This window comes from Clostridium sp. CTA-1 (assembly GCF_054768215.1).
The window spans coordinates 45,155-69,474 of sequence record NZ_BAAAAP010000009.1 but is presented as its reverse complement, the minus strand read 5'-3'; the positions used below and the strand labels follow the sequence as shown (position 1 = coordinate 69,474).

Annotated in this window: 26 protein-coding genes and 1 pseudogene; 24 read left to right on the top strand and 3 right to left on the bottom strand. The window is 28.8% G+C overall.

What is annotated here, in order from left to right:
- Window positions 1-48 precede the first annotated feature (48 nt).
- The 13 genes from ACYUEW_RS09355 to ACYUEW_RS09295 all read left to right on the top strand — a co-directional run bounded on the left by ACYUEW_RS09355 (window position 49) and on the right by ACYUEW_RS09295 (window position 11,722).
- The gene (locus ACYUEW_RS09355; protein ID WP_045516791.1) at window positions 49-969 is read left to right on the top strand and encodes an ABC transporter ATP-binding protein; all 921 of its coding nucleotides are present in this window, start codon (window positions 49-51) and stop codon (window positions 967-969) included.
- On the top strand, window positions 962-1,708 hold the full coding sequence (locus ACYUEW_RS09350; RefSeq protein WP_045516793.1) for an ABC transporter permease: 747 nt from the start codon (window positions 962-964) through the stop codon (window positions 1,706-1,708). Before ACYUEW_RS09355 ends, ACYUEW_RS09350 begins: the two co-directional genes overlap by 8 nt.
- 35 nt (window positions 1,709-1,743) lie before the next feature.
- Window positions 1,744-2,478 carry an ABC transporter permease gene (locus ACYUEW_RS09345; protein WP_265204152.1) on the top strand — a complete coding sequence of 245 codons (735 nt, stop codon included), beginning with the start codon at window positions 1,744-1,746 and terminating at the stop codon, window positions 2,476-2,478.
- Window positions 2,479-2,826: 348 nt separating this feature from the next.
- Window positions 2,827-3,786 (top strand): helix-turn-helix domain-containing protein, encoded by a 960-nt coding sequence (locus ACYUEW_RS09340; protein ID WP_459566305.1) that lies wholly within the window; start codon window positions 2,827-2,829, stop codon window positions 3,784-3,786.
- Between the two features lie 281 nt (window positions 3,787-4,067).
- Complete coding sequence (locus tag ACYUEW_RS09335) at window positions 4,068-5,873, top strand: ABC transporter ATP-binding protein (protein WP_459566304.1); 1,806 nt, start codon at window positions 4,068-4,070, stop codon at window positions 5,871-5,873.
- Complete coding sequence (locus ACYUEW_RS09330; RefSeq protein WP_003485032.1) at window positions 5,866-7,611, top strand: ABC transporter ATP-binding protein; 1,746 nt, start codon at window positions 5,866-5,868, stop codon at window positions 7,609-7,611. The genes ACYUEW_RS09335 and ACYUEW_RS09330 overlap by 8 nt, the downstream gene beginning before the upstream one ends.
- Before the next feature lie 207 nt (window positions 7,612-7,818).
- Entirely contained in the window at window positions 7,819-8,415 is a 597-nt protein-coding gene (locus tag ACYUEW_RS09325; protein ID WP_045516803.1) for a superoxide dismutase, read from the top strand.
- Window positions 8,416-8,609: 194 nt separating this feature from the next.
- Window positions 8,610-9,059 carry a peptide-methionine (R)-S-oxide reductase MsrB gene (gene msrB, locus ACYUEW_RS09320; protein ID WP_045516805.1) on the top strand — a complete coding sequence of 150 codons (450 nt, stop codon included), beginning with the start codon at window positions 8,610-8,612 and terminating at the stop codon, window positions 9,057-9,059.
- 196 nt (window positions 9,060-9,255) lie between these two features.
- Window positions 9,256-9,849, top strand: coding sequence for a DUF4878 domain-containing protein (locus ACYUEW_RS09315; protein ID WP_460276635.1), 594 nt, complete (start codon window positions 9,256-9,258; stop codon window positions 9,847-9,849).
- A 406-nt stretch (window positions 9,850-10,255) separates the two neighbouring features.
- Window positions 10,256-10,663 (top strand): hypothetical protein, encoded by a 408-nt coding sequence (locus ACYUEW_RS09310; protein WP_042385502.1) that lies wholly within the window; start codon window positions 10,256-10,258, stop codon window positions 10,661-10,663.
- Window positions 10,664-11,016: 353 nt separating this feature from the next.
- On the top strand, window positions 11,017-11,262 hold the full coding sequence (locus tag ACYUEW_RS09305; protein WP_003485041.1) for a hypothetical protein: 246 nt from the start codon (window positions 11,017-11,019) through the stop codon (window positions 11,260-11,262).
- Between the two features lie 7 nt (window positions 11,263-11,269).
- Window positions 11,270-11,425, top strand: coding sequence for a hypothetical protein (locus tag ACYUEW_RS09300; RefSeq protein ID WP_460276634.1), 156 nt, complete (start codon window positions 11,270-11,272; stop codon window positions 11,423-11,425).
- Between the two features lie 129 nt (window positions 11,426-11,554).
- Window positions 11,555-11,722: an aspartyl-phosphate phosphatase Spo0E family protein gene (locus tag ACYUEW_RS09295; RefSeq protein WP_003485045.1), complete on the top strand. Its 168-nt coding sequence runs from the start codon at window positions 11,555-11,557 to the stop codon at window positions 11,720-11,722.
- Between the two features lie 92 nt (window positions 11,723-11,814).
- On the opposite strand, the gene ACYUEW_RS09290 is transcribed toward ACYUEW_RS09295, so the two are convergent.
- Window positions 11,815-12,798, bottom strand: a complete 984-nt coding sequence (locus ACYUEW_RS09290) for a sulfide/dihydroorotate dehydrogenase-like FAD/NAD-binding protein (protein ID WP_460276633.1) — start codon at window positions 12,796-12,798, stop codon at window positions 11,815-11,817.
- Between the two features lie 125 nt (window positions 12,799-12,923).
- On the opposite strand from ACYUEW_RS09290, the pseudogene ACYUEW_RS09285 reads away from it, so the two are divergent.
- The 4 genes and pseudogenes from ACYUEW_RS09285 to ACYUEW_RS09270 all read left to right on the top strand — a co-directional run.
- Window positions 12,924-13,010 (top strand): annotated as a pseudogene (locus ACYUEW_RS09285) (DUF1064 domain-containing protein); the annotation flags it as partial.
- Between the two features lie 104 nt (window positions 13,011-13,114).
- Window positions 13,115-13,384 (top strand): DUF1599 domain-containing protein, encoded by a 270-nt coding sequence (locus ACYUEW_RS09280; protein ID WP_434302826.1) that lies wholly within the window; start codon window positions 13,115-13,117, stop codon window positions 13,382-13,384.
- Between the two features lie 97 nt (window positions 13,385-13,481).
- Window positions 13,482-13,628 carry a hypothetical protein gene (locus ACYUEW_RS09275; RefSeq protein ID WP_003485051.1) on the top strand — a complete coding sequence of 49 codons (147 nt, stop codon included), beginning with the start codon at window positions 13,482-13,484 and terminating at the stop codon, window positions 13,626-13,628.
- 225 nt (window positions 13,629-13,853) lie between these two features.
- Entirely contained in the window at window positions 13,854-14,102 is a 249-nt protein-coding gene (locus ACYUEW_RS09270) for a hypothetical protein (protein WP_003485052.1), read from the top strand.
- A gap of 85 nt (window positions 14,103-14,187) precedes the next feature.
- Here the strand turns inward: ACYUEW_RS09270 and ACYUEW_RS09265 are convergent, their stop codons facing one another.
- Together ACYUEW_RS09265 and ACYUEW_RS09260 are read right to left on the bottom strand one after the other, a co-directional pair.
- Window positions 14,188-15,585 (bottom strand): peptide MFS transporter, encoded by a 1,398-nt coding sequence (locus ACYUEW_RS09265; protein ID WP_163256514.1) that lies wholly within the window; start codon window positions 15,583-15,585, stop codon window positions 14,188-14,190.
- A 30-nt stretch (window positions 15,586-15,615) separates the two neighbouring features.
- On the bottom strand, window positions 15,616-17,409 hold the full coding sequence (locus ACYUEW_RS09260; protein WP_460276632.1) for an aminopeptidase P family N-terminal domain-containing protein: 1,794 nt from the start codon (window positions 17,407-17,409) through the stop codon (window positions 15,616-15,618).
- A 177-nt stretch (window positions 17,410-17,586) separates the two neighbouring features.
- Between ACYUEW_RS09260 and ACYUEW_RS09255 the strand changes: the two genes are divergently transcribed.
- From ACYUEW_RS09255 to bioD, 7 genes are all read left to right on the top strand, one after another.
- Complete coding sequence (locus tag ACYUEW_RS09255) at window positions 17,587-18,183, top strand: DUF3862 domain-containing protein (protein ID WP_460276631.1); 597 nt, start codon at window positions 17,587-17,589, stop codon at window positions 18,181-18,183.
- 225 nt (window positions 18,184-18,408) lie between these two features.
- Window positions 18,409-18,897, top strand: a complete 489-nt coding sequence (locus ACYUEW_RS09250) for a DUF4352 domain-containing protein (RefSeq protein WP_460276630.1) — start codon at window positions 18,409-18,411, stop codon at window positions 18,895-18,897.
- A 232-nt stretch (window positions 18,898-19,129) separates the two neighbouring features.
- The gene (locus ACYUEW_RS09245) at window positions 19,130-21,280 is read left to right on the top strand and encodes an Ig-like domain-containing protein (protein WP_460276629.1); all 2,151 of its coding nucleotides are present in this window, start codon (window positions 19,130-19,132) and stop codon (window positions 21,278-21,280) included.
- Between the two features lie 328 nt (window positions 21,281-21,608).
- Window positions 21,609-21,989 carry a MarR family winged helix-turn-helix transcriptional regulator gene (locus ACYUEW_RS09240; protein ID WP_460276628.1) on the top strand — a complete coding sequence of 127 codons (381 nt, stop codon included), beginning with the start codon at window positions 21,609-21,611 and terminating at the stop codon, window positions 21,987-21,989.
- 111 nt (window positions 21,990-22,100) lie between these two features.
- Window positions 22,101-22,661 carry a biotin transporter BioY gene (locus ACYUEW_RS09235; RefSeq protein ID WP_460276627.1) on the top strand — a complete coding sequence of 187 codons (561 nt, stop codon included), beginning with the start codon at window positions 22,101-22,103 and terminating at the stop codon, window positions 22,659-22,661.
- On the top strand, window positions 22,654-23,610 hold the full coding sequence (gene bioB, locus ACYUEW_RS09230) for a biotin synthase BioB (RefSeq protein WP_460276626.1): 957 nt from the start codon (window positions 22,654-22,656) through the stop codon (window positions 23,608-23,610). Before ACYUEW_RS09235 ends, bioB begins: the two co-directional genes overlap by 8 nt.
- A 2-nt stretch (window positions 23,611-23,612) precedes the next feature.
- On the top strand, window positions 23,613-24,296 hold the full coding sequence (bioD, locus tag ACYUEW_RS09225) for a dethiobiotin synthase (RefSeq protein ID WP_460276625.1): 684 nt from the start codon (window positions 23,613-23,615) through the stop codon (window positions 24,294-24,296).
- Window positions 24,297-24,320: the final 24 nt, after the last annotated feature.

Below are 24,320 nucleotides of genomic sequence, written 5' to 3'. Positions count from 1 at the left end.
ATGGATGAGGGGTAATCCTTAACTATTTATTAAAAGGGAGGAAAAACGATGGAAAATATATTACAAACTTATAATCTTACAAGAAAATATGGTACTACAGCTGTAGTTGATAATATTAATATGAATATTAAAAAAGGAGAGATATATGGGTTTTTAGGAAGAAATGGGGCAGGAAAGACAACAACTTTGAGAATGATTATGGGACTTATTTCTCCAACAAAAGGAGAATATGAGCTTTTCGGAAAAAAGATGGGAGATAGAGAGGTCTTTGGAAGAATAGGAGCAATAATTGAAACACCAGGTTTTTATCCGAATTTAACTGCAAGAGAGAATCTTGATATTCACAGAAGATTGATGGGAATTCCTAATAAGGAATATGTGGATGAAGCTTTAGAAATTGTGGGACTTACTAATTATGATATTAAAAAGAAAAAGGTTAAGAAATATTCTTTAGGTATGAAACAAAGATTGGGAGTTGCAAGGGCGCTTTTACATAAACCAGAACTTCTTATATTAGATGAGCCAACTAATGGACTTGACCCAGTAGGGATTAAGGAAATGAGAGAAACGCTGCTAGATCTTAATAAAAAGAAAGAAATAACAATACTTGTATCAAGTCATATACTTGGAGAAATACAACAGCTCGCTACAAAGATTGGTATTATTCATAATGGAAAACTTTTAGAAGAGATTGATTACAAAAGTTTTGAAAAAAAGAATAGGCATTATATTAATTTAAGAGTTAATAATGATAAAAAAGCAGTAACTATTTTAGAAAAATCAATGAATATTAGAGATTATGAAGTAACAGAACCGAATAGAATTAGAATATACGAGATGCTTGATAAGTCAAATGATGTTGCTAAAAAAATGATTTCAGAGGGTGTAGATGTTTATGAGGTTAATGTTATGAATGATACTCTTGAGGATTATTTTGTAAGACTTACTGGAGGTGGACAAGGTGCTTGATGGATTATATAGTGAGTTCTTAAAGTTAAAAAGAACGGGATATTATATTACTATTTTATTAGTGGGCTTAATTTGTTTACAATTTAGTACAATGAATAAACATATGATGTCATCTCTAAATTGGTATGGATACTTTTCTAAATTTGAATTTATAGCTTTTAGTATATTTTTTACATTAGTGATCCCCAACATTATTGGGATTATATTTATTAGAGAATTCAGGTATAAAACAGCACCTATAGAATTTTCCTATCCTAATGGTAGATTTGGAGCTTTTATTAATAAATTTTTGATGAGCATAATAGTTATAGCTATTATTTATTTAATGAGTTACATTTTTATAGTTTTAAAAGGGATTATGTTTTTAAAAACTCCCTTAAGCATAGCACCTCTTATAAATCATTTTAAAATATTTATGATTTCATTTATCTTTCAAGTGGCGCTGGCACCAATGGCAATTTTAGTAGCTTTAATGGGTAAAAGTACGATAATTTCATCAGTTTATTCTTTAGCACTAATAATAGGAAATGCAAATTATCTTTTAGGAAATAAGTATAGTGATTATATATTTTCAATTTTACCAGCAGCACCTGTTGCAAAGCTTAGAACACCTATATTAGAGGTTCCTATACCAGTAAATATGGTAATAAGCAATACTGATATATATATTGGTATTTTTGTATTTGTTTTAGGCATTTTAGGATGTATTTTATTTTATAGAAAAGCTAACATTTATTAAGAAGATAGATATTATCTTTAATTAGGAGGTCTTTTATGTTAAATATTGTAATATGTGAACTAAAGAAGTTTAAAAGAATTTGGATTCCATTAATTATTGGAGTATTTCTTGTTATTCAATTTAGTTCAGTAACTTTAAATACAGCAGTTATGAAAAATGCAGATGACTTATTTACTTGGGTGAACTTAACGGTGTTTTCCTATGGTTTTCTTGCAGCTATAAATATGCTTATTGCTTATATGTTTATGTGGGAATTTAATAATAACACAATGCTACTTATGTTAACATATAAGCATAAAAGATGGAAGGTCTTTGTGGCCAAAATTATTTCTGCAATATTAATATCTTTACTATTATATATTATAGAATTTCTTATGCTTACATTAATGAATTATATATCTTTTAGAGATACACTTACAACAGCAGTTATGATAAAACATCTAATAATAACTTTAAAAGCATTTTTCTTTCAGATGCTTATGATTACGGTAACTGCATCTTTGGCAATTGTAAGTAAAAAGATAATTGTGCCAATAATATATATTGGTATTCAGCTTGTAGCTAGTTTTATATTTTTAAGTGAGCCAGCGGTAAGAGCATTTATACCATTTCCACTACCAGTTATATCTAATCTTATGCTAATAAGGAATCATCACAGAATTATTAAGGATATCTCAATTATGCCAAGTCAGGTTATAATAGCTGTTATAATGTTTATTGGAGGCATTGTATACGGATGTTGGTATATAAATAAAATGGAAGTAGAATAAGAGAAAATATTATTGTAAGAATACCCCTAATTGTAGCATAGATAATAAAGCTACTTTTAGGGGTATTGTTATGTACATAGAAAGAGAAGAGTTTGGATAAGCAACAATATGATAAAAGATATTACTAAAGGAGTTTTTAATATTTCAGATTTTACTTTATATAAATATCTATAAAAATTATGATAAAATTATGTTGTTATATAGGTGTATTTTTGAAACTTTTTATATTATAAAAAATAAGAACATGGCCTTTTGAATGATAATACTAACTGCTTCCTAAATTGAATACTGAAGCATTTTTTATTTATTAAAGGAAATTATTAGAATATGAAAAGGAGATGACTGAATTTGGATAAGTTGTTGGAAGGAAAGGTATCTTTTAGTAATAATATTACTGTGATAAAGAGAGGTGAAGATTGCACTGTATATAAAATGAAAGATATTACTGGTGAAGGTACCATGACTTGTTACAATGTGTTCCATGGCATTGATTTAATCTACAATGATTTCCACTTGAAAAATTGTTTTTCGGAATTTATTCCAAAGGTGAAAATGATGGCAATAGATCATTGCAGAAAAGGACGTATTGAATGGGAATTTCAGACCGGTTCATATGTATATTTGCAAGAGGGAGATCTACAAATTAATGGAAGAAATCATCAAACTATTGGATTTGGATTTCCTTTAAACCATTATAATGGAATTACGGTTGCCATATATATTGATGAAGCATTAAAAACATTATCAACTATTTTTGGCGGATTTTCTATTGATCTGCAAGGATTATATAATAAGTTCTGCTATGAAGAATCTCCTTTTATTATGCGTGCAAAAGACTCCATTCAACATATTTTTTCTGAGCTCTATAATGTACCTAATGAGATACGTACAAATTATTTTAAAGTTAAAATTTTAGAATTATTATTATTTCTAAGTGTATTAGATGTAAGAATAAATGGGGAAGAACGGCCATATTTTACTAAAAAGCAGGTTGAAACAGTAAAGAATATTATGAAATATATGACTGAGCATATAGATAAAAACTTTACATTAGAAGACTTATCTAGCAAATTTGAGATACCGCTAACTTCTATGAAAAATTATTTTAAAGGAGTTTATGGAACATCAATATATTCTTATATTCGATCTTACAGAATGCAAGTGGCTGCTTCAATGCTACGTGAAACAAATGAAAGTATTACCGTCATTGCAGGTAAAGTAGGTTACGAGAATTCTAGTAAATTTGCATCTGCATTTAAAAAAGTTATGAATAGCTCACCTTCTGAATATCGAAGAAAATTTGTTTGAATAGAATACTATTTGTAAATTGTTCTGAAAGCTGTTTCTTTATTAATATATTATATATGTGTTTATAAGCTTTCAAGGACATTTTTTAGGCGTTGAAGTTAGAATAGACTAACTTCAATGTCTAATCGGAGCAGGTTTAGGCTTTATGGAGTGGTGAAAATATTTTTCACAGATTAAAATAGGGATTAGTTAATTATAACTAATCCCTATAATTGTTTTTAAAGGCTTATATAATAAGTAGTCTTTTAAATTAAAAAATCCATGAGAGGTGAAAGAGTAAAATGAAAGAAAAAAATTGGTTAGGAACTGTTTTGTCCTTTGCTAAGGAATGCAGAGTAAAGATGATCATTTCCGTATTAGGTGCAATAATCAGCGTTATAGGTGGACTCTTGCCTTATGTAGGAGTTTATCAAATAATAATTTTATTTTTTAATGGAAGGCAGATAGTAGAGGACATATTGTTTTGGTCAGTAATATGTCTTATTGGATATATGGTGAAGCTTGTTTTTTATGCCATATCTACTACCTTAGCCCATTTTTCTGCATATACCATACTAGAGAAGATGCGGCTTAATATTGCTGATAGATTAATGAAAGCTCCACTTGGTACTGTATTAAACCAACCTATAGGAAAGATAAAAAATATAATTGTAGATCGTGTAGAAACTATCGAACTTCCTTTGGCTCATATGATACCAGAAGGAATTTCTAATCTACTTTTGCCTATAGGAGTATTTATCTATATTATTATGATAGATTGGCGTATGGCACTGGCATCAATAATTACAGTACCTATAGCTATTATAGCATATGGATTTATGATGAAGACCTTTAGTAAACAGTATGAGAATTATATGGAGTCTAGTAATTATGTAAATAGCGTTATTGTAGAATATGTAGAAGGAATTGAGGTTATTAAGGCCTTTAACCGATCATCATCTTCTTATGAAAAATTTGAAAAAGCAGTGGAATCTTTTAAAGTATATACATTAAACTGGTTTGAAAGCACTTGGAAACTTATGAATTTTGGTGGAGCAGTTTTACCATCAACTTTACTTGGTACTATGCCTATTGGAATGTATTTGTATATAAATGGGTCTTTAAGTCCTGCAGATCTTACAATGTGCCTTATATTGTCTTTAGGAATTGTAGCACCATTAACTAGCTTTACGGTATTTGTAAATGAAGCTAAAGCTATAGAATATGCTGTAAAGGATGCTTATGAATTTTTAAATTTAAAGGAACTTGAAAATCCATTAGAGCCAGTAAATATTTGTAGATATCATATTGAGCTTAAAAATGTATTCTTCTCCTATAATATTGATAAAGATGATAATTTAAGTAGAACAAATAATTATGTACTTAATAACATTAATTTAAAACTTCCTGAAGGAAAATTTGCAGCTTTGGTTGGTCCTTCAGGAGGTGGAAAATCTACGGTTGCAAGATTGATTACACGATTTTGGGATGTGAGTAAAGGCGAGATTAAAATTGGTGGTATTAATATCAAAAGATTTCCTTTGTCACAGCTTGCTGATACAGTGAGTTTTGTAACTCAGGACAATTTCTTGTTTAATTATTCAATCATGGAAAATATACGGCTTGGGAATCCTAGTGCATCTGATGAAGAAGTGATTAATGCCGGAAAAGCAGCTTGTTGCCATGAGTTCATCAAAAATCTTGATAATGGATATAAGACTAATGCTGGGGAAGCAGGAGGAAAATTATCAGGAGGAGAAAAGCAGAGGATTGCAATAGCAAGAGCTATCTTAAAAAATGCACCCATTGTTATTATGGATGAAGCAACAGCTTTTACAGATCCTGAAAATGAAGATAAACTTCAAAAATCAATTGCTGCTCTTACCAAAGGGAAAACTTTATTGGTGATTGCTCATAGATTGTCAACTATTAGAAATGCAGACCCAATCATTGTTATGGAAAAAGGTTGTATTGTAGATATAGGTACACATGAAGAGTTGCTTAAAGAATGCGAACTTTATAAGGATATGTGGCAGGCCCATATTGGTGCAAAGAAATGGGCAGCCAACAATGAGAATGAGAAAGGAGGAGTAAAGCAATATGTTTAAATCAATAAAACGAATTATTCAATGGGCTGGACACCGAAAAAAACGATTATATATAGGGTTTATATATTCCTTTTTTAATACTATGTTTACAGCCATGCCAATTATGGGAGCTGCATATGGATTAAATCTTATAGTAGAGGACATGAATGGGAATAAGAAGTTAACAATAGATTGGGTATTTTATATGTTATTATTTATGGTTTTTACTGTGTTAGGTAGATTTTTGTTTTCTTATCTTCGGGCATCCACCCAAGATAGTATTGGATATGAAGTAACAGCAGAACAAAGGATTAGAATTGGAGATATATTAAAAAGGGTATCTTTAGGATTTTTTAGCGAAAAAAATGCTGGAGAAATTGCCTCAGCTGTAACAACAGATTTATCTTTCATTGAAATGTATGGAATGAAGATGATTGATGTTGTTATAAATGGATATATAAGTGCATTTACAATGGTATTTTGTTTAGCTTTTTATAATTTGTGGATTGCTATAATTGCAGCAGTAGGCATTTTGTTATCAGTTATATTCTTGAAATTACTGGGAGATAAGAGCAATGAAAACGCTCCAGTACATCAGAGGGCACAAGACAGCATGATAACAGCTACTATTGAGTATATTAGGGGAATGTCAGTAGTTAAAGCCTTTAAGCAGAATGGAGTTTCTATAGAGGGTATTCGTAATGCCTATAAGATGAGCAAAGATATAAATATTAAAATTGAAAAAGATTATGTTCCTTATAATTGTCTACACTTATTTGTACTTAAATTTGCATCTGTAGCCATGGTTCTTGTATCAGCAATAATGGCTGTAAAGGGGGCTATGGATATAGCTACAATGCTCATGATGGCTATATTTTCTTTTGTTATATTTGGGCATATTGAAACTATAAATAATGCAGCTCATGTTCTAAAAATTATTGATGCAACATTAGATAAATTAAATGCCATAGAAAGTGCAGATTTTATTGACCAAAATAGCAAAGATATAAAATTATCAACATATGATATTAACTTTAAAAATGTTACTTTTGGTTATGAAAAGCGGGATGTATTAAAGAATGTATCATTCACTATACCAGAGAATACTACTACAGCAATAGTTGGTCCTTCTGGAAGCGGAAAATCTACAATATGCAGCTTGATTGCTAGATTCTATGATGTGGACAAAGGCAGTATATTCATAGGAGGGGTTAACATAAAAGATATAACCTGTGACAGTCTTTTAAAGAATATAAGTATGGTGTTTCAAAAGGTATATTTGTTCCATGATACGGTGCTTAATAATATTCGATTTGGAAAACCAGAGGTAAGCTTTGAAGAGGTGATAAAGGTGGCTAAAAAAGCCTGCTGTCATGATTTTATTATGAGTCTTCCTGATGGATATAAAACAGTGATTGGAGATGGTGGTTCCACTCTTTCAGGTGGTGAAAAGCAAAGAATATCTATAGCTAGAGCAATGCTAAAAAATGCTCCAATTGTTATTTTAGATGAAGCAACTGCTAGTGTAGATCCGGAAAATGAACATGCAATACAAAAGGCTATTAGTGCTTTAGTACATGGGAAAACCATTATAATTATTGCACACCGTCTTGCCACTATTCAAAATGCAGATCAGATACTTGTGGTGGATGAGGGTAGTGTTGTTCAGAGAGGAAGTCATGAAGAACTAATAAATCAGGAAGGAGTTTATAAGAGATTTCTAGACATACGAAAGACAGCAGAGGAATGGAGTATTTAGAAATATTTGTTTTGTGATTTTATCCATATAAACTGAAAAAAAGGTGCTGAAAAAGTACCTTTTTGTGTATAATTAAAAGCTTATATAAATCATATGCATTATATTTATTGGATAACTTAATCATGCTTTGCATTTATCATGAATATTTATTTAATAGATATTAATACTAAGTAAAGATAGAAAAAATAAGATAAGGAGGCATTTAATATGACACATACTTTACCAAATTTAAATTATGATTACAATGCATTAGAACCTTATTATGATGAGAAGACTTTGAAAATACATCATGATATTCATCATAAAGCTTATGTAGATGGATTAAATAAAGCAGAACAAAAGCTTCAAGAAGCTAGAGAATCAGGGAATTTTACATTAATAAAACATTGGGAAAAGGAAATAGCATTTCATGGATCAGGCCATATTTTACATACATTATTTTGGGAAAATATGACCCCTAATGGAAATCTAAATCCTGAGGGCTCTATAATTGAAAGAATAAAACAAGATTTCGGGGACTATGAAAAATTTAAAAAACAATTTACTGAAGCTGCTATAGCAGTAGAAGGTTCAGGTTGGACTATTTTAGCATGGAATCCTATGTTTCAAGAATTAGTAATATTGCAGGCAGAAAAACATCAAAATTTAACTCAATGGGGAGTAGTTCCATTGCTAATTTTAGATTTATGGGAACATGCGTATTATTTAAAATATCAAAATAGAAGGGCAGAGTTTATTAATGCTTGGTGGAATATCGTAAATTGGGATATAGTAAATACTAGATATGACAATGCTATAAAATAAATAGTATAGTATTTAATCAAAAACACAATAAAAAATTTACTGTTTATCAGATGCTTTATTCAGATTGTTCAAAAAGAGGGTGTCTCAAAATAAAAATGGCCTTAATTTTAATATATTTATGGTTTTAAAATTAAGGCTATTTTGAGACATCCTCATTTATAATTTTTTAAAAAAAATTAAATCAAGGAGGAAATATGCATAAGAATTATAGTAAAAAATCTAAAGAGGAATTAAAAAAGATACTAACACCAGAGGAGTATTATGTTACTCAAGAAAATGGAACGGAAGCACCATATAAAAATGAGTATTGGGATTTAAATGAAGAAGGGATTTATGTAGATATAACCAATGGAGAGCCTTTATTTACTTCAAAAGATAAGTTTAATTCTTCATGTGGATGGCCAGCATTTACCAAACCTATAGATAGAAAAATAATAAAAGAATCCATTGATAAAGGTTATGGAATGATTAGAACGGAAGTAAGAAGTAAAAATTCTGATTCTCACTTGGGTCATGTATTTTGTGATGGACCAGAAGAATTAGGGGGATTAAGATATTGTATTAATTCAGCTTCACTTAAATTTATTCCTAAAGACAAGCTTCAAGAAGAAGGATATGATGAATATTTAAAGTTGTTTAAATAATAGTAATAGATTTTATTAATAGTTTAAATCAAAACTTTTATTTATACAAAGTATAAAATTTAAAAAACTAGAGCTAACAAAAAAAGTAAAAAACAAGTCCAATAATATCCAAAAATTAATAAAAAGTTTACTTGTTGTCATATTAATTGTATAATTTATACGTATTCATATTATTATTTTAGGGGGAAACTATATAATGAAATCTATTTTTAAAAAATTAATGCCAGTTATATTTATAACACTTTTATCTATTTCTTTAACTGGATGTAGTCCAAAACCAGATGAAACTGTTAAGGGTTTTTTTGGAGCTCTTAAGCAACAAGATATTAAAAAGGCATCTACATTTATAAACGTTAATTCTTTTTATAAAGAATTAAAAGTTGATGAATTTGATAGCAAAGAGCAGGAGAAAATTGTAAAAGCTGTTTTATCTAAATTTGATTATTCTTTAGGAGATGTAGAAAAGAATGGTCATACTGCTACAGCAAAAGTTTCAGTAACATCAATAGATTTAGGAAAAATAACAACAAAAACAATTGATGAAATTTTACCAAATTTAATAGATGAAGCTTTTTCCCAAGGAAAGATTGATGAAAAGAAACAACAGGCTGTAATTATTCAACATATGCTGAATTCTATAAATGATCCTAATGCTCCAAAAATAAAAACAAATATTACTGTAAAATTAGTTAAAGGAGATAATGGATGGCTTATAGAACCTGATGAAGAATTAGCAAATGCACTAAGTGGCAATCTTTATTCAGTAGCAAAAAAGTTCCAATCTAAATAAAGTAATTAATAAGCACATACTAAGTAATAATAGTATGTGTTTCTATTGTTGAGGATAAGTATGATTGTGTATATAAAAAACCTCCCTTTAAGGAAATATTATCATATTTAAAAAGGGCTGTATACCATATAAATAAAGTATGATTTTAAAGTCTTAGAAATAAGGCTTTTTATTTTATACAAAAAAAGAATAATATCCTTATCTTAATATTATTTAAATAATTATCTAAATAAAATTTCATAATAACTCTTTGTGAAAAAATAGAGGGAAATTGAAGTTTATATGTTAGAGAGTCAAATTAAGCTAATGGCTAATATAATATTAATAAGTAAGTTTAAATAAATATAGAGATAAAGGAATTCAGAATATAAATGATTAGGGGGATTATATTATGAATAATCAGATGATGCAAATAATTACAGATGCCCTTACAAATATTCTAGGAGTAGTTATTATATATTTAAGTACAGTAGCAGTACAATATTTTAAGCAAAAGAGACAAGCTTTAATAAAGCAAATGAGAAATGAACAATATAATATGTATTACAACATTGCTAAAAGTGTATTTTATGCAATAGAGCAGGAATATAGATTTATGCCAAAAAGTGGTGAAGAAAAAGCAGAGAAGTTTAATAGTATGCTTATGGAAAAAATACCAACCTTAAAGCAAGAGGATTTAGATCATTTTAGAGAGGCCATTGTTGGAGAAATAAATACTCAAATAAAGCAATCAAAATTACTTGAACCGGCGGATCAAATAATTAATGAAGAAAAGCAGTTACCAAATTCTAAGGAAAATAAAATAGGAAACTAGAAAATAGGTAGTTCCATTCAAGGAGATATTTCAAGCTGTTGATAAACATATTTTATCAACAGCTTTTTATTTTTATCTATTCTGTTATAAATAAGAAAATAAATAATTTAATTTTATATAGTAATATTTTTAAAATAAATTCAATATATATAAACTTGTATAATTAATAATATTTTTATGTGTGCCCATCTAAGTTCTGCTTTTAAAATATAAACAGAAAACGTTTTTAAAGACAACTATTAATATTATTAAATAGTTTAAGAATTATAATGTGATCTATTTTTATATAAAGTTAGAGTATTAAAGGTGAGTAAAAAGTATTAAATATATAAAAAGTTTAAGGGGGAATTTTTGTGGAAGAAATCTTAAATAATCTTAAGTGGGAAGGCAACAGTAAGAGGATGTATGAAGTTATTCTAAAAGCGGTACCTAAACTTTTCCAAGGTAGTATAAAGAGGGTGGTAGCTAATTGGATTATTAATCATAAAGTAGAAGTTGTAACAGAAGATATTGTGTTTCAAGCAGTTGAAGATATGGTCCCCAGTGAAGCTAAAAATAAATTATTACACATATTAAACCAGATGAAAACTGTAAAGTAGGGGTAATGTGGAAGTAAATGAATTAAAATCTGACTGTGATGAAATTAATATTATGTTTCACTATGAAGCAGGAGAAGGAATAAAACTTTCAATAGAGAATAACAACACTAAAATAGTATATTTGCAAAGATGTTTAAACAATAGAAATTATAAGCTAATATGATTTAGTAGAGGTGAATTTAAGAAAACTATCTCAAAATAGATTTTATTTTGAGATAGTTATTTTTTTGTTCCAAATTATTACATAGTATCCTTTCAATTTTATATAGTTGAAATTGAAAGGAGGGATACTATGTCAAAAGAGCAGTTATTATTAGAGAAAATAGAAGAAGCTAGAACCTTAATGAACCAGCTAATAAGTGAAAGATCGCAGCTTATTGATGAGGATCTTGTACTATTAAGTCAACAATTAGACACATTACTTAATGAGTACAACAAATTCTTAAGCCAAAATCACTAACTATTAGCATACTAAAGAGGAAAAGTATTTAATTTTTAATGCTTAAGTTATTTAAAAGGCCCCAGGCAAAAATGTCTGGGGTTCTCTAAAGCTTAAATAAGTCTTCTTTCTCTAAATACATATTTAGGATCTGTTTGTACTTTGCATAATCTTTTAACTATATGTCCCTTGTATCTTACAGTACAAGTACCACAAACACCTTCACCACAACACATTTTTGCATTATTAGAACTAGATATTGGAACTTTCCCTTCTAAAAACTCTACAAGTTTATATATTATAATATCCTGAGCAGAGCAGTGAATTATATTAATGTCTTCTTTATCTAGGATATTTCTTAATGTATTCTTTAATTCCTCTGTAAGCTCACCAGCCTTTAAAGTATTTAATTCTATAACTTCTGCATTATATAATTCTAAATAGTCCTTTATCAATATATTTTCATAACCAGAATTATCTATTATAGCTATTATTTTATTTCCATTAGAGTGCAATTTTTTCATAACAGGGACTAAAGGGGCTTGACCGATACCCCTTGATATTAAAATGCTAGTTCCATTTTTTGTTCTATAAACATTTTTAAGACCTAAAACTCCATTCCAGAAAGGACCTCTAACCAAAATATCATCATTTTTATTTAAGCTAGCTATAGTTTTAGTTTTTACACCTCTAATTTCAATAGCAATTTTGATAAAGTTTTCTTCTGTATCCACATCCATAATAGAAATAGGAGCATCGTAAAAACCAAAATCATTTTTGTTTCTTAAAAATACAAAACTACCTGGATAAACTAACTGTTGGCATAATTTATGACTTAATGCTATAGTTAGCACTATAGTTTTATCTTCTATGTTATCTTTTCCTATAATTTTACCTAAGTAGGTTTCTCTTTCTTCTTTAGCTTTTTTACCGTTCCAAATAAATTCTTGATATATACAAACACCTTTCCAATTTATACAATCACAAAATTTTTTGCCGGATAACTGAGAACATAATATACAATCTCCTGTTTCAGCTAAATGACAAGGGCAGTATTCACTACCAGCATCTATACAATCTTTTATTTCGTACTCCATGCCTATCCCTCCACTTTATCTTCATACTATTAAAATATTTCTTAAATATAATTTTGTTACAAAAGATTTTAAACTTTAAGTATGAGTTAGGACCAGAATTTAAGAAGAATTGAAAGACATATAGAGTTATAACATATGTACCAGATTTTCTAATATATCATTTTGATACTACAGAAGAATTAATAGATGTTAAGGGGATGATTACACAATAAGGTGAAATGAGAAATAAGATATTTGATTATAATTATCCAGGATTAAAATTAGATGTATGGAGAAAATATGATGTAGGGAAGTAGGTTAGCTTTAGGAGGTAACAATGATGGATAAAGCCAATAAACATAAAATTATATGTGAGGAACTTAATAAAATTTATAAAATTAAGAATCATGACTATGGGGACAGTTTTGGAGAAACCTATAAAAAATTAGGAATAATAAGTGCAGTAACTAGAATTACAGATAAAGTTAATAGGTTACAAAGCTTATGTACTAAGGATGCTCTAGTGGATGAATCTATAAAAGATACATTAATGGATTTAGCTAACTACAGCATTATGACTTTAATTGAGTTAGGGGAGGAAGAATAATGCTATGAATATGGATATCTTATATGGTTTATTAATTGTTTTAGTACCCCATTAAATATTAAAAGCCTTGCGTATATATATATGGAGGGGATTTAATATGAGAGTTAATAAAATAATAGAAATTGATAAATGCTATGAACAAAGAATAAGAATTGAGCCCAAAATAAAAAAGGAAAATGATAATAATGAAGAGGTATCATTTGCAGAAATTTTAAAGAGAAATATATACAAAAATAGAGCTTAGCACTTGGTGAATTCCATGTGCTTTTTATATACATAGAATTGCCTAGGTGATTATACTGACTATATGATATAAAAAGGTTTGAGGGCAGAGAAAATAATGGATATATAAGAATCAGTAATACATAAGCTATTTTATTATAGAATCAACTGAGTTATACACACATTTTTGCATAAGTAAGAATATACTGAAATGTACGATTAAATATAGTGAGAGGAGCTTAATATTATGGCAGAAGAAATAAGAGAAAATTTAATACCAACACCAATACAAAGGAATAGCAATGATGTTGCTATGGAGCTATTAGACATATATTTAATAGATCAGTATGAATCAGATAAGCCAATAAAAGTTGACGATTTGATAAATCTATATTTGAAGTTTTATGCAACAGCAAAAATGGCTGAAAGAGTACATTATAAATATTTAAAAGAATATCTTCCAGAAGGATTAAAGGAAATGGCTGACAAGTTTTAAAGCTATGAAAAGACTATAATGCTATAGTTAATAGCATTATAGTCTTTTGTAATGTTATACTTATAAATATGATGGCTTATATAATTTATTTATCGAATTCAGTAAGAGCCATTAGTTTTAATAAGCCATTTCTTAATAAAATCAGGATTATACCAAATATGATTACAACACCAGCTATGAATCCAAAGATCTCTGTATATCCCATGGTATCTGTGAATCCTGCAAGCTTTCCTGAAATCAAGTTTGAAAAAAAGAAACTTAAGTACCATGCCCCCATTGCTAATGATCCATATTTAGCAGGAGCTAGTTTATTGAACATAGCCATTCCTATTGGAGAGAGGCAAAGTTCACCCAATGTTAATAAAAAGTAAGCAACAATGATAAAAAGTATATTCATCTGTTTACTTCCATCTGTTACACCGCCTAGCGTGGAAATACCTAAGATCAAGGTAATAAAGGAAGCTCCTGCCAAGATTAGTCCAAGCCCCATTTTAGTAGGAACTGATAAATCACCTTTCTTGCTATTTCCAAGTTTTACCCAGATATTTGCTAGTATTGGAGAAAACACTACGCAGAAGATTGCATTAACGGAAGTAAGCCAAGGCACAGGCATTGTAAATCCACCAAATTTTCTGTTTACTAGTTTATCCGCAAGCAAAGAGAAAGATGTAGCGGTTTGGTACCATGCAGACCAGAATATAATCACAAATAGAAACATGACAATCATAGCTTTAATACGGTTCTTTTCTGTATGCGTTAAAGGTTTGTTTGTAACTTTTTCTTCGGATTTTGAGGAAGCTTTTTTAGCTTCAGTTTTTGATACTGGGTATTTTCCCACATCTCCTAACCATTTAGGAGATAAAATCAAAATCAAGGCACATACGATTATCATCACAATAGCGCACATAAGGAAAATATATTTATAACCATAGGCTGCAATTTCTCCGTCTGCGGCTACTTTAGCGAACCATTTATCAGAGATTAACCCTGCAATTATAGGACCAAAGAAGGAACCAATATTTATGAACATATAGAATATGCTGTAGGCAGCGTCTTTTTTTGATAATTCATTTTTCCCATAAAGTGATCCTACAAGAGTACTAATTTGTCCTTTGAAAAATGCACCTGCTATAATCAAGACAATGAGTCCTAACCATATGCTTCCAATATTTGGCTTTGCAAAGAATAGTACCATATATCCACATGCGGTTAGGAAGGAACCTAATGCTAGTGATTTCTGAATTCCTAACCATTTATCAGTAATATAACCCCCAACAAGTGACCCCATATAGTTAACGCCTTGATATAGGCCAATGATAGAAGCGGCTTTTGGCACGCTTAATCCTAAGCCATTTCGACTGATATCAGCTGTAAAAAATAATATTAATACAGATGATACTGCATACCCCGCATAGCTTTGAAGGGCTATAGAGATATTTACTAGTGAAAGGCCTATAGGATGTTTTTGTTCTTTTTGTGACATTGTTACATACCTTCTTTCAATTGGACTTAATTATGAAATTTTTTTAGTGTATTCTTTTAACCAATCTTTTTCCTCTTGAGTTAGGTATGGTGAAATTGTATTGTATACGATTTCGTGGTATTCATTTAACCATGTTTTTTCTTCTGTAGTCATAAGGTCAGGATTTATTGCATCTAAATCTATAGGTACATAACTAATTGGCTCAAAGTACATGAATTGGCCGTATTCATTCTTTTCTCCTTTGCATACAAGAAGCTCATTTTCAATACGGACACCGTGTGAGCCTGCGATATATATACCAGGTTCATCAGTGATAACCATTCCTTCTTCAAAAGGATGAGTTTCGTTTGCACGGTATTGCCATCTAAATCCAGTTGGTGCTTCATGGATGTTCATTAAATATCCAACACCGTGGCCTGTACCATGGTTAAAGTTTAAGGCTCTATTCCAGAATGGAGCACGTGCAAGTATATCCAAATTCATACCATTACAACCATAAAGGAATCTTGCATGGGCAAGATGAAGATTACTATTAACAGTTAGAGTAAAGTGATCTTTCATTATTTGTGGTACTTCTCCTAATGCATAAGTTCTTGTAATATCTGTAGAACCTTCATAGAAACCAGCACCTGTATCTGTTAAGAATAAAGAACCTTCTTTTAGTTCTATATCTGTTTCAGGAGTTGGAGCATAGTGTACTATGGCAGCGTGCTCACCAAATGAAGAAATAGGTTCAAAACTTGGGCGAATAAATCCTCCTTGTTCTGCGCGGAATTCATCTAGTTTATTAGAAGCGCTTATTTCTGTGATGACTTCTTTGCCTATATTATGTTTAAGCCAGTACATAAATTTAGTGTGAGCTACTCCATCTTTTATTTGAGCCTTTTTAATATTTTCAATTTCAATTGGGTTTTTCATAGCTTTAAATAGAACAGATGGATTTCGTTTTTCTACTTTTTTAACGTCTTCAGGAATATTGTTATATAATGCATAATTCATTCTAGCTGGGTCAACTAAAACTGCATCAGAATTAGTGAATTTTTTAACTGTTTCATATACTTCATTATATGGATGTATGAATGATACACCGTTTTCCTTAAGATTTGATTTAATTTCATCGCTTAATTTAGTTTCATTGATGAATAGATGAACTTCATCCATTGTAATGATAAGATAGCTTAAAATTAGTGGGAAAAATTCGATATCGTTTCCACGGATATTAAGAGTCCATGCAATATCATCTAGAGACGTAATAACATGTGTGTTTGCACCTTCAGCTGTCATTGCTTCTCTTATACGTTTTAATTTTGAAGCAGTAGATTCTCCAGTGTATTTTATATCAAGCTCAAATGATGGTTCTTCAGAAAGCGGTGGACGGTCTTCCCATATATCATTAATTAAATCACAGTCATATTTTATGGTTGCATTTTTACTTGACAATATTTTTTCATAAGTTTGGCCATCACCCATAGAAACAACACGTCCATCAAATCCAAGAGTGCCTTTATCAGGAAGTGTGTTCATGATATATTCTTCTATAGTTGGAACTCCAGGTTCTCCCATTTTAAATAATTCTACAGTGGTTCCTTTTAATTGGTTTCCAGCCTGTAGAAAATATCTTCCGTCTGTCCATAATCCTGCATGATCTTTTGTTATAACAGCAGTTCCTGCAGAACCAGAGAACCCAGTTATATATTTTCTGGCTTTGAAATGTTCACCTACATATTCGCTTTGATGGAAATCAGCGGTAGGTACGATATACATATCAATATTTTTTTCAGTCATCAAGGTCCTTAATTTTGTAAGTCTTTCAGATACTTTCATTGTATTAATCCCCCTTCAATTAATATTGCTTTTCATAAGAATTATAGCACAAAAGAAGAAGGAAAACTATCCCAATCAATGAAGTGTGCATGAAAGAATTCTTAATAAGTAGTGTCATATAAAAGATAAGTTTCATATAATAATAGCTGAACCATTTAGAGGAAAGAGGTCGATTAAATGTTAGAAAAAAAAGAGGAACCATTTTATAAAAAAATTTGGTTCTGGATTATTGCTATAGTAATTATATGTGGAGTAGCTAGTTATTGTGGTAATAAAAAAACAAATATTACAGATACCAAAACTTCTGCTAAAACAGAAGTTAAAAAGGATGACACTAGAAAAGTGACCTATGAAAAGTTTTGTAAAATAGAAATAGGTTCAACTTATGAGGAAGTAAAGAGCATTTTAGGCGAATATAAAGAATCAAAAGAATCTGAAATAGATGGTATAAAAGTAGTTATATATACTTGGTACAATGATGATAATAGTAACATGGATGTTATTGTTAAAAATAATAAAGTCATAGGAAAATCCCAAGCTGGTCTTTCAATGGGAAAGGAAGATGTAAATTTAATAAAATATACAAAAATTACAACAGGAATGGATTATAGTAAAGTTAAAGAAATATTAGGTGATGGCAAATTAATGTCTATATCTGAAATTAACGGAAGTACTAAATCAATATATTTATGGGCTAATCCTAATGGGACTAATATGAATGTAACATTTCAAAATGGAAAAGTAACTTCGAAAAATCGACTTGGATTGAATTAAATAGAGCTAAAGAGATGCTTAAAAATTTAAGTATCTCTTGTAAATTATATGAATATTATGGATATTTGGGAAATAAAAACATAAATGTATAACTAAACAATCACTTAAATGGTCATTTTTTCTTGAAGTATCTTAATTTGTAGGGCATAGGTAAAAGATATATTAAAGAATAACTTGAAAAATAATCTATTTTTACTATAATATAACTTGGAGAGGGGGATATAGATGAAAAATAAATTAATAAGTATACTAATGGTTATTTTAGTTGTATTAAGTTTCATAGGGTGTGGAAATCAAAATAATAATGCTAAAGATGATGTTGAACAAAAAAAAGAATCAGCAGAACAAAAAACAACAATCCATAAAATTGGAGAACAGGCTAAGCTGCCTATAGCAAAAGTATCAGTTACTAATATTAGAAAATTAAATACTGAGGATACAGTGTATGCAATTGAAGTTGAAATAGAAAATACTTCAAAACAAGATTTGAAAAGCAGCTTTTTAGATAATTATACTCTTAAAACTGTTGAAAATAGAAAAGGTCAAGCTATAAATAACCAAGAATTAAATGGAGAGCTATTACTGGACACAATTAAACCAGGAGAAAAACTAAAAGGTGAAATAGCATATGAGCTTCAAAAAAATGATACTCCTAAAACATTTGAAATTTCTTATGATGATGAAAACCATACTGTCTTTAATGTAAAAAAATAAAGAGCAATTTAAAGCATCTATATTATATAGGTGCTTTTTTTATAATAAAAAAGAAGTGATATATTGGATGTATATTCAAAGAATAAAAAATTATACATTATAAACCATAATAATGGTGTATAATGTAAATTGTATGCCATTTAAATATATGGAATATTTATGAATTGTAATTAGGTTATTTGTATAAGAATTAGCTGTATTATTGAAATTAATTTGAAATCGGGGTGGATTAATGTTAAGTAAAAAAACTAAAAGAATTATAACAGCAGCAACATTAAGTTTAACAATATTTCTATCATTTTTAGGTAGTAGTATAAAAGAGGTAAAAGCTTTTGAGAAAACAAGCTATAAGGAAAGGATAGATTCTATTGGAAAATATGATGAATTAAGAGAACAAATATATTTACTTACTGATAAATTAAAAAAGAGTGATCCAATAGATAGTAATGAATTTAAGGAATTAAAAGAAATGTTAAATAATGCACCAGAAGAATTTGTAAAAGAATTTAAAGCACCATATAATAAAATACAAAAAAGATATGAGATAGAAAATCTTATTAAAGGAGCAGAAGGAAATTTAACAGAAGAAAAGCAAGCTGAATATGAGTCTAAATTACAAGTTGCTACAAAATCAGTTGAAAAAGCTGAAAATAGCAAAAATCAAACAGATGTTGATAATGCTAGAGCGTTAGTTAATAGTTTAAATGATACTGACAAAGCTAATTTAAATGATAAATTAGCTGTAGTACAAAGATTTATTGATAAAAATAAAGTGGAGCAAGAAAGCAATGAAGCATATAAGGTAACATTAACTAATGCAAATGAGGCAGTACTTAAAGCGGAAAATTCTCAATTAGAGATAGATGTTAATAATGCTAGAACATTAGTTAATAACATAAAAGATCTTCATAAATCAGGTTTAAATACTAGATTAGATACAGTACAGGAAGCTATCAATAATAAGAAAGCAGCAGAAGAAAATGAATATGAATTAAAAGTTAAAAATGCTATAAAAGCAGTTGAAAAAGCTGAAAAAACTAATATGTATGAAGATTATATAAATGCTACAAAGCTAGCATTAGAATTAAAGATTTTAGGAATTAGAACAGACCTGTGGGATAGATTAGGTGAAGTTAAAATTAATATAGGTAGGAATGAAGAAGCTACAAGGCTAGTAAAATTAGCTGAAGAGGATAGTACAGAAACAAATTACAATAGAGCGTTAGAGTCTATAAATAGATTAAGAGATAATGAACTTAAAAAAGACCTATTAAATAGACTTAATAAAGTTAAAACTACTATAGATAATAATAAAACTCAGGAAGAAGAAAAAGCTAAAAATCAAAGGGCTTTAGAAGAGGCTATTAAAGTAGTTGAACAGGCAGAAAGGGAAAATGAAGAAAAAAGCTACAGCGAAGCTTTAGTTATTGTAAATGTATTAGAAGAAAGTCCAAGCAAAAAAGAATTATTAGATAGACTTTATGAAGTTAAAATTAATATAGAGAATATAAAAACAAATAAAGCAATAGAGTTAGTTAAATATGCTGAAAGATATCCTTCTATAACTAGTTATAATAATGCAAAAGATGCTGTAAATGTTATAAGAGATGGAAATATAAAGAGCGAATTATTAAATAATTTAAAAAATGTAGAAGATAGAATCAAGAAATTAGATAAAGAAACAGAAAAAAAACAATTCTTAGAATATGTAGATAGTTTAGTTAAAAAAGCTGAAGATATTGGTACAGATGATGCTTATAAAAAAGCATTAAAACAGGTAGAAAACATAGAAGATATTGAAAGCAGAAAAGTTTATATTAATAGATTAAAAGAAATAAAAGACAATATAGATAGAAATACAGAAAATCAAGTTAATATTTTAAAAAGTAAATTAAAAGAAGTCAGTTTTCAGTTTGATTTAGATATATCCGAAATAAATCAGCTAAAAATCAAAGCTAATAACATAGATGATAAAAATGAAAAAAATAAAATGATGAAAAAAATAAATAAGCTAGAAAGAAAATATAATAAAATAAAAAATGATAAAGAGGTAAAAGAAAAGGTTAATAAAATAAAGAAATATGATAAATGGGGTAAAGTTTTTGCTGATATAAAACCTGATAAAACATTTACAGTGGGGTTTAACAGAGAAATTAATGATAAATTTATTAATAAAGATAACATATATATTTTAGATGCAGATGAACTACAAAAAATAGATGCTAAAGTAGAAATTAACAATAAAAAATTAAAAATTTCATCTAAGAATCTTGAAAAAGGTACAAACTATATAGTAATAATTTCAGATAGAATTAAGTCTAAAGGAAACCAAAAATTAAAAAATCCAATTAAAGTTTATGTCTATACTAGTTATGAAGATTAGTATTGATTTTACAGAAAATTATTTATAAATATAAAATTGAATTTTGTAATAAGCCATTAAAATAGAAAACAAAATTTATTGATCTTAAATTTGTTTTACGAATAATTACTAGATATAAACAAGGGTACTATGTGTAAAAGTTCACAAGTATCCTTGTTTTTTTATTAAATTATACAATAAAAGTTGATATATAGGGGGGTGTTTTATAGAGTAGTATATTCTTTTAATACTAAATTATATCTTGACAAACGATTATATCGTATTATAAGACATAAAATGAGGTGATTATGATGGAACTTGAAAATAAGATTAAAATAATTAATGAGGAATGGACAGGTATTTACTACATTATATAGATAAAGAAAACTTAACTCATCAAGCAATTCGATTGCTACAATATATTGATAAAAACAAAGAAACAACCATTGGAGATTTAGCAAGGCATATAAATACATCTTCAAATACAGCTTCGGAGCACATTAAAAGATTAATAAAAAAAGGTTTTGTTACTAAGCAAAGAAGTGAAGTAGATGAAAGAAAGGTTATAGTGAAAATAACTGAAGAAGGTAAATATACCTTACATCGCCATACAAATTTGGATGAAGCCAAACTAAAGAAAGTTCTTGGATCTCTTAGTGATTCAGAATTAGAAATAATACAGAAGGGTTTTTTAATATTAAGTGAGGGGGCAAAAAAATACTTATCTTAGTAAAAGGAATAAAAAGTATTGTCAACTTAAATATTATTTAGGTTGACAATACTTTTTTATATGATTATAATCTATAAGTAAAATATAATAATTTTAAAGGAGAACTACATAATGAGACAATCTAAAACATTGACAATGTCAAGATGTGCTTTGTTTACAGCTTTAGTAGCAATTAGTGCATACATTCAAATACCAGTACCCTTTATGGATTATTTCACATTACAATTTTTCTTTGTACTTTTAGCAGGTATGATTTTAGGAGAAAAACAGGGAGCAATTTCAGTTGGACTTTATGTTCTGATGGGACTTTTAGGAGTGCCTGTTTTTGCAGCAGGTGGTGGAATAGGATATATATTTAAGCCAAGCTTTGGATATTTGCTAGGTTTTATAATGACTGCTTATGCTGTTGGATATACGGTTAAAAAAATAAATGCAAGAACATTTAGAGCATATTTATTATCAGCTTTTATGGGATTTATAATAACTTATGCTATTGGATTAACATATAAATTTTTAATACTGAATTTATACTTAAAAACTCCAACAAGTTTTATGATTATATTTTTATCTTGTTTTCCATTGGACATGCCTGGCGATATATTTTTATGCGTAATCAGTGCATTATTTGCCAATAAAATTAACCCAGTTTTAAGGAGAGAAAGAAATGAGTAATATAATTAAATATAAGGAAAAAATTTTAAACGGAGATTTACTAATAAAAGAAGAAGTAGAAGAGCTTTTAGAGGAAGATACTACAGATCTTGCAGTAACAGCTAATGAAATTAGAAAATTTCTATGTGGAAATAAATTTGACCTATGTACGATTATAAATGGGAAGAGTGGAAGGTGCCAAGAAAACTGTAAATATTGTGCCCAATCTGTTCATTTTAATACAGATATAATAGAGTACAACATCTTACATAGTAATAAAATTATAAATAGTGCAATATCAAATTATAATAAGGGAGTACATCGTTTTTCAGTAGTAACATCAGGCCGTACACTAAATAATAATGAAGTAGATACCTTGTGTAAAACCTATTCAAAATTAAAGGAAACATGTTCTATTGGACTATGTGCATCTCATGGATTATTAAAATATGAAGATTTAAAGTGGTTAAAAGATTCTGGAGTAATGCGTTATCACAATAATTTAGAAACTTCAAGAAAATTTTTTGCAAAGATATGCAGCACACACACATATGATGATAAAATTGAAACTATAAAAAATGCAAAGAAAGCTGGCCTTGAGATATGTAGCGGTGGAATTATTGGTCTTGGAGAAACCATGGAAGATAGAATTGATATGGCATTTACCCTAAGGGAACTTTCAGTTGATAGTGTTCCAGTTAATGTTCTTAATCCTATTAAAGGAACACCACTTGAAAATCAAGAGATTCTATCTTATGAGGAAGTAATAAAAACTCTAGCAATTTTTCGTTTTATTTTACCAACAGTACAAATAAGGTTAGCTGGAGGGCGTGCTTTTTTAGGAGATAAAGGGAAAAAGGCTTTAATGAGTGGAGTAAATGGAGCAATTTCTGGAGATATGCTAACTACTTTGGGAATTGAAACCTCTGAGGACATTAAAATGATAAAGAATTTAGGATTTGAGGTATAAGTATGGCAAAAGGAATATTTATAACTGCAACAGGAACTGATATTGGAAAAACTTATATAACAGCTTTAATTGTTAAGAAATTAAGAGAATTTAATATAAACTGTGGATATTATAAGGCAGCACTGAGCGGAGCAGAGAGAATAGATGGCAAACTTATTGCAGGAGACGCTAATTATGTATACAATATTGCCGATATAAAGGGAGATCCTAATGATGCAGTGAGTTATATTTTTGAACAAGCAGTTTCACCTCATTTAGCCGCAAAATTAAATAATGTAGAAATATCTATGGAGAAGATAAAAAAAGATTTTTCATATATTAAAAATAAACATGATTATATAACTGTAGAAGGTAGTGGAGGAATAATTTGTCCTATTTCTATGGGTAAAGAAAAAATAATGCTTGAAAATATTATAAAGAGCTTTAAATTACCAGCTATTGTTGTAGCAGATGCAGGTCTTGGCACCATTAACAGCACAATTTTAACTTTACAATATATTAAAGAGAAAAATATATCTGTAAAAATGATTTTATTAAACAATTATAACCATGAAGATATAATTCATATAGAAAATAAGAGATACCTATCAGATAATTTACCGATTCCAGTCTATACATGTAATAAGAATTCTAATAATTTAGAAATTCCAGCAGAAAAATTAATTGAATATTATGAGGAGATATAATTTAACCTTTAACTCTCTTGACAA

Coding starts and splice junctions, on each gene's coding strand:
- ACYUEW_RS09265 (WP_163256514.1), bottom strand. CDS start 15,585: ATGTCACAAAAAGAACAAAAACATCCTATAGGCCTTTCACTAGTAAAT.
- msrB (WP_045516805.1), top strand. CDS start 8,610: ATGCATAAGAATTATAGTAAAAAATCTAAAGAGGAATTAAAAAAGATA.
- ACYUEW_RS09245 (WP_460276629.1), top strand. CDS start 19,130: ATGTTAAGTAAAAAAACTAAAAGAATTATAACAGCAGCAACATTAAGT.
- bioD (WP_460276625.1), top strand. CDS start 23,613: ATGGCAAAAGGAATATTTATAACTGCAACAGGAACTGATATTGGAAAA.
- ACYUEW_RS09325 (WP_045516803.1), top strand. CDS start 7,819: ATGACACATACTTTACCAAATTTAAATTATGATTACAATGCATTAGAA.
- ACYUEW_RS09290 (WP_460276633.1), bottom strand. CDS start 12,798: ATGGAGTACGAAATAAAAGATTGTATAGATGCTGGTAGTGAATACTGC.
- ACYUEW_RS09345 (WP_265204152.1), top strand. CDS start 1,744: ATGTTAAATATTGTAATATGTGAACTAAAGAAGTTTAAAAGAATTTGG.
- ACYUEW_RS09335 (WP_459566304.1), top strand. CDS start 4,068: ATGAAAGAAAAAAATTGGTTAGGAACTGTTTTGTCCTTTGCTAAGGAA.
- ACYUEW_RS09355 (WP_045516791.1), top strand. CDS start 49: ATGGAAAATATATTACAAACTTATAATCTTACAAGAAAATATGGTACT.
- ACYUEW_RS09235 (WP_460276627.1), top strand. CDS start 22,101: ATGAGACAATCTAAAACATTGACAATGTCAAGATGTGCTTTGTTTACA.
- ACYUEW_RS09250 (WP_460276630.1), top strand. CDS start 18,409: ATGAAAAATAAATTAATAAGTATACTAATGGTTATTTTAGTTGTATTA.
- ACYUEW_RS09240 (WP_460276628.1), top strand. CDS start 21,609: ATGGACAGGTATTTACTACATTATATAGATAAAGAAAACTTAACTCAT.
- ACYUEW_RS09280 (WP_434302826.1), top strand. CDS start 13,115: ATGATGGATAAAGCCAATAAACATAAAATTATATGTGAGGAACTTAAT.
- ACYUEW_RS09295 (WP_003485045.1), top strand. CDS start 11,555: ATGTCAAAAGAGCAGTTATTATTAGAGAAAATAGAAGAAGCTAGAACC.
- bioB (WP_460276626.1), top strand. CDS start 22,654: ATGAGTAATATAATTAAATATAAGGAAAAAATTTTAAACGGAGATTTA.
- ACYUEW_RS09270 (WP_003485052.1), top strand. CDS start 13,854: ATGGCAGAAGAAATAAGAGAAAATTTAATACCAACACCAATACAAAGG.
- ACYUEW_RS09310 (WP_042385502.1), top strand. CDS start 10,256: ATGCAAATAATTACAGATGCCCTTACAAATATTCTAGGAGTAGTTATT.
- ACYUEW_RS09255 (WP_460276631.1), top strand. CDS start 17,587: ATGTTAGAAAAAAAAGAGGAACCATTTTATAAAAAAATTTGGTTCTGG.
- ACYUEW_RS09260 (WP_460276632.1), bottom strand. CDS start 17,409: ATGAAAGTATCTGAAAGACTTACAAAATTAAGGACCTTGATGACTGAA.
- ACYUEW_RS09315 (WP_460276635.1), top strand. CDS start 9,256: ATGAAATCTATTTTTAAAAAATTAATGCCAGTTATATTTATAACACTT.
- ACYUEW_RS09330 (WP_003485032.1), top strand. CDS start 5,866: ATGTTTAAATCAATAAAACGAATTATTCAATGGGCTGGACACCGAAAA.
- ACYUEW_RS09275 (WP_003485051.1), top strand. CDS start 13,482: ATGAGAGTTAATAAAATAATAGAAATTGATAAATGCTATGAACAAAGA.